The following is a 2764-nucleotide window of genomic DNA, read 5'->3' as shown; positions in this document are numbered from 1 at the left end:
CGTCACGGACTGCAGCACTTCCTGCCACCGGCACCGCGGGCCAGATCGCCATCGTGCCCGCCACGGCAGGCGCCAATGCCAATGCGCTCGCACTCTGGGACCAGTCGCTAGCCGGGGCTGCGGCTTGGGTCTATCTGCCCCCGCAAGAAGGCTGGCAGGTCTGGATCGCCGACGAGGCCCGACATGTACGGTTCACGGCCGGATCATGGGTCGAGGTTCCGCGCCCCGGCATCGTGCGCATCCGCACGCTCACCGCCACCAGCCACACACTGGAAACGGTCGATCTGGGCAGCATTCTCGAGACGACCGGTTCCTCGGCCGTCACCGTGACCATTCCACCCGAGGCCACCGTTTCCTTCGAGCTCGGCGCGCTGATTAACATCACGCAGGTTGGCGCCGGGGTCGCGACGGTGGCAGCTGCGGCGGGTGTGTCGCTGAACGGTGTCCCGGGCGGTTCGGTCGCCCTCGACGGCCAATGGTCCGGTGCCGCCCTCGTGAAGCGCGGGGCGGATGCCTGGATCATCCAGGGCGCGCTGGCGGGAGCCGTCGCATGAGCCTCCTGATGATGCGCGGCGCCATTCTTGCCCAAGGCGGGGATACCGGGCCCCCGGTAGATATCGGCGCAGTCTGGCAGATGGACACCACCCGCCGCCCCTCCGGCTATACCCTGTCGAACGGCAACCAGACCGCCGTGAACATCTCGGGCGGCACCAACTACATGCGCTGGGTGCCGACCGCCAAGGCGATCCTGCCGACAGACGGGCGGCGCTATTGGGAAGTCCTTTGCGCCCCGGGTGCCGCCACCTTCGACGGCTATATGGGCGTCGTCGCGGCCGCGCAGCGCGAGGAGTTCAATGTCGGGCTGAACCCGATCACGCTGGGCTCGATCGGCTGGCGTGGCACCGGCGCGCTTTGGTCCTCGGCCACTGCAACCGCCGAACAGCGCCTAACCGGTCTGCCCACCTTCGGCGCGAATGATGTGCTGATGTTCGTCCTCGACCCGGCCCTCGGCCGCCTCTGGATCGGCAAGAACGGGATCTGGCGCGACGACCCGGTCAGCGCAGCGGCGACCTGGACGGCGGGCGGAAGTCCCGGCTTCTACCCACAGGTCCAGGGGCGCAATCCCGGTGACGGCGGCACGCTCCGCTCGCTCCCCTCCCAGTTCAGCTATCCGGTGCCCCCGGGCGTGACGGCATTGGGGTATCTCGATCCCGATCTGCGCTTCTTCGACGCTGCGGCCTTCCTCGAGATCGGCTGGGATCGAGGGCTCAGCATCGCGGGTGCCTCCCTCTGGATCAGCCGGGGTGGCGGGGCACATCTCACCGCCGCAGATGCCGCGCTCTTCCTCGAGCACGGTGGGGGGCGCGGCGCCACCTGGACCCAAGCCAACCTCTACATCGAAGTGGAACTGCCATGAGCTACATCCTGCATCTCGGCCACCAGCCGACCGACGTCGCGGGCATTTCCGGGCTTCTGAACACGACCGCCATTGGCTTCGATGCCAACCTCGACGTGAACGGCATCCGCTTCATCGCCTCGCGCAGCTATGCCATGCCGTTCTCCCTCGGATTTGCGGCACCCGCGGGCGATCTCTGGCTCGGCTTCCGCTACGTGCCGCCCAATGGGGATGCCGACCTCATCACCGAGGCCAATGCCAGTTTCATCGAGTTCTTTGACGCGAACCAGGTCCGGGTCGCGCAGATCCAGCCGGTGGCCAGCACCGACCGCTACCACGCCGTTGCTCGCGGCGACACGACGGTACAGGGCAACTCGAGCTACACCCCGCCGAACGGCCAACCGCAATGGATCGACGTGCGCGTGGCGGTGGCGGCCAGCATCACCATCGACTTCTACGTCGACGGTGTTCTGCACAGCTCGGCCACGGCCGCCAACACCCAAGGCAAGGGCAAGCCGGTGCAGATCGTTTTCCCGAACGTCGGGCTGCACGGCACCAGCGTCACCCGCACCTGGTACTATGCGCATTTCGCGGTGCTGGATGGCGTGTCGACCATCGGGCGGCGCTTTGTCCGCCGCACGCCCAATGCCATCGCAACCTTCAGCCAGATGGCGGGCAGCATCGATGCGCTGAAGGACGAGGATGTCGGCACGCGGTTGTCCAGCAATGCGGCCGGGCAGCGGCTGTCCTTCTCATTGACCGGGCCGACCGGACCTGCGGCCGTCGCAGCCATCGCGGGCGTGCATGTGAAGCAGGTCGCGCAGGCAGGGACGGTCGGGCCGCAGGCCGCCGCTGGTTTCTTGCGCATGGGTGGGGTCAATCATGATGCGGCCCCGGTCACTGTGCCGTCTCTTGCGCCGAGGTCGGTCTATTCCACATGGGCGCTGAACCCCGCCGACAGCAGTGCCTGGACCAGCGTGACCCTGCCTGCCGAAGTCGGGATCCTCTCCGCATGAGCCCTCCCCGTTCCGGAGATGGCCATGTCCGCATGCCGGATGCCGAGTTCGAGGAACTCCTCGCGCGGGCAGCAGAGGAGGGGGCGAAGCGCGCGCTGGCCGATGTCGGCCTCGACGGCAAGGAAGCCGCCCTCGACATCCGCGACCTGCGCGCGCTGCTCGATGCCATCCGCTTTGTCCGCCGTACGGCCGTCCAGAGTGCGGTTCATCTGATCACCACCGGCGTCATCCTGGCGTTGCTCGCGGGGATTGCGATCAAGCTGAAGATCTTTGGCAGCGCGCCCTGACCGGGAGGCGCTGCCGATTTCATCATCAAAACCACCACCTCGCCCGCCCCCAAGGCGGGTTTTTC

The 2764-nt window shown here is 67.5% G+C and carries 4 protein-coding genes; all 4 read left to right on the top strand.

Annotation, left to right across the window (positions count from 1 at the left end):
* A partial coding sequence (locus G5V65_RS21185) for a DUF2793 domain-containing protein (RefSeq protein WP_165054498.1) occupies window positions 1-554 on the top strand: 554 nt, incomplete at its 5' end.
* On the top strand, window positions 551-1417 hold the full coding sequence (locus G5V65_RS21180) for a hypothetical protein (protein WP_165054495.1): 867 nt from the start codon (window positions 551-553) through the stop codon (window positions 1415-1417). The genes G5V65_RS21185 and G5V65_RS21180, both read left to right, overlap by 4 nt.
* On the top strand, window positions 1414-2412 hold the full coding sequence (locus G5V65_RS21175) for an FscB (protein WP_165054493.1): 999 nt from the start codon (window positions 1414-1416) through the stop codon (window positions 2410-2412). The genes G5V65_RS21180 and G5V65_RS21175 overlap by 4 nt, the downstream gene beginning before the upstream one ends.
* Window positions 2409-2699, top strand: a complete 291-nt coding sequence (locus G5V65_RS21170; RefSeq protein ID WP_165054490.1) for a DUF6127 family protein — start codon at window positions 2409-2411, stop codon at window positions 2697-2699. Before G5V65_RS21175 ends, G5V65_RS21170 begins: the two co-directional genes overlap by 4 nt.
* Window positions 2700-2764 lie beyond the last annotated feature (65 nt).

Source organism: Paragemmobacter kunshanensis (genome assembly GCF_011059185.1).
Taxonomy (GTDB): domain Bacteria; phylum Pseudomonadota; class Alphaproteobacteria; order Rhodobacterales; family Rhodobacteraceae; genus Paragemmobacter; species Paragemmobacter kunshanensis.
The sequence above is the reverse complement of the archived record's forward strand: the minus strand, read 5'-3'. Positions and strand labels throughout refer to the sequence as shown.

Bases quoted from the DNA above. Each gene is read 5' to 3' on its own strand.
- G5V65_RS21180 (WP_165054495.1), top strand. From the start codon at position 551: ATGAGCCTCCTGATGATGCGCGGCGCCATTCTTGCCCAAGGCGGGGAT.
- G5V65_RS21175 (WP_165054493.1), top strand. From the start codon at position 1,414: ATGAGCTACATCCTGCATCTCGGCCACCAGCCGACCGACGTCGCGGGC.
- G5V65_RS21170 (WP_165054490.1), top strand. From the start codon at position 2,409: ATGAGCCCTCCCCGTTCCGGAGATGGCCATGTCCGCATGCCGGATGCC.